At 73.1% G+C, this 1,821-nt stretch carries 2 protein-coding genes; one reads left to right on the forward strand and one right to left on the reverse strand.

What is annotated here, in order from left to right; genetic code table 11:
* Positions 1 to 714: beta-galactosidase (locus tag G3I53_RS09120; protein ID WP_203616783.1), on the reverse strand; the 714-nt coding region annotated here is incomplete at its 3' end.
* A gap of 369 nt (positions 715 to 1,083) precedes the next feature.
* On the opposite strand from G3I53_RS09120, the gene G3I53_RS09125 reads away from it, so the two are divergent.
* The gene (locus tag G3I53_RS09125) at positions 1,084 to 1,746 is read left to right on the forward strand and encodes a DUF4360 domain-containing protein (protein WP_164338184.1); all 663 of its coding nucleotides are present in this window, start codon (positions 1,084 to 1,086) and stop codon (positions 1,744 to 1,746) included.
* Positions 1,747 to 1,821 lie beyond the last annotated feature (75 nt).

Consider the following 1,821-nt stretch of genomic DNA (forward strand, 5'->3'; position numbering starts at 1 on the left):
CACCGGGACGTCGATGCGGTCGGCGCGCAGTCGCGCGTACAGGCGCTCGGTGGCGGCGCGCGCCTCGGCGGGGGCGGCGTCGCGCGCGTCCTCCAGCTGGTACAGCAGCACCGTGCCGCGGCCCGCCGTGTACAGGTGCCGCACGGCCACGGAGTTGACCGCGCCGAGCCAGGCGTCGGCGTGCCGCAGGTACTCCGGGTCGTCGGTGCGCGCGGTGACCCCGGTGGCCGTCAGCCAGCCCGGGAGCCCGCCGGCGTCCAGGTCGGCGCCGAGGTGCGGGCCGGGGCGCAGCACCACGTACAGGCGCTCCTCGGCGGCGGTGCGCAGGAACAGGTCCAGATCGCGCACCCCGCTGAAGTCGTGCTCGCCGGGGGCGGGGGAGTGGTAGTTCCAGGCGACCGGGACGGTGACCGCGTTGTGGCCGTGGGCGCGCAGCTTCTGCAGGACGTCGCGCCACAGCGACGGGCTGGGCAGCCGGAAGGGGTGCACCTCGCCGGACCACAGCACCAGGCGCCGGTTGTCGACCAGGAGCGAGTACCGGTCGTGGCCGATCCGGTGCCGCCTGCCGTCGGCGGTGGGCGGAGGGGGAGGCGGACCCGTCGGCACGGCACGCGTCCCGCGGGGGCCGGTCGCCGCCCCGCCGCTGCCGGCCAGGGCGAGTCCGAGCGCCGCCGTCCCGGCCAGGGCGGTGAAGGTACGCCTGCTGAGCTCCAAGGGAGCGCCTCCTGCCGTGCTGCCCGCCGCCCGCTGTCGCGGCGGGGCGCCGGGGGTTGCTGGTGGTGCTGGTGGGCCATTGTCTACGAACCGGGCCCCCCTCGTTCACGCGCGGTCCCGTTACGTCCCGTTTGCGGCTTTGCGGTCCGCCGGACGTGAATGGCCGGAGTTCGCTCTGTCCCCGGTCCGCCGTGCTCCGTACGATTCCACCGCTCCCGGCCTTCACAGCACCTTCATGCCTCCTTCACGGGCCGGGGGCTCGCACCCGCATGTTTGGCATGCACATGACGCTTCAACGAGTGTCGTGCGACAAGGCGCCGTCCGGTCCGTGACCGGGCGGCGCACCCCCCACCGATCAGATGGAGAACCATGGCTGGTGGCCTGCTCATGAGCGCCGCGGTGGCCGCGCTGCTCACCGCCGCGATCCCCGCCCACAACCCCGCCTCGTCCTCGTCCTCTTTCGAGGACCCGCCCCCGGACAAGATCGTCATCAAGGTCGCCACGGTGAACGGCTCCGGCTGTCCCGCGGGTACCGCCGCCGTCGCCGTCTCGGCGGACAACACCGCGTTCACGGTGACCTACAGCGACTACCTCGCCCAGGTGGGCGGCACCTCCGGGCCCACCGACTTCCGCAAGAACTGCCAGCTCAGCCTGCTCGTCCACGTCCCCCAGGGCTTCACCTACGCCGTGGCCAGCGCCGACTACCGCGGCTTCGCCTCGCTCCAGCCCGGCGCCAGGGGCACCCAGAGAGCCTCGTACTACTTCCAGGGCTCACCGAACACCGAGTTCCGCACCCACAACTACGCCGGCCCCTACAACGACAACTGGCAGGCCACGGACACCACCGACTGGGCCCAGCTGGTCTGGGCGCCCTGCGGAGTGCAGCGCAACTTCAACATCAACACCGAACTGCGGCTGAACGCGGGCACCTCGTCCCCGCACAAGGTCAGCTTCATGACCATGGACTCCACCGACGGCGACATCAGCACGGTCTACCACCTCGCCTGGCAGCGGTGCCCGGGCAAGTCCTGACGTGACCGGGCGGGCCGGCGCGCACCCCCGCGGGGACGCGCCGGCCCGCCCGCACGCGGGACCGGCAGCGCTTCC

Origin of the sequence: Streptomyces sp. SID14436 (genome assembly GCF_010548465.1) — a bacterium.
GTDB lineage: Bacteria > Actinomycetota > Actinomycetes > Streptomycetales > Streptomycetaceae > Streptomyces.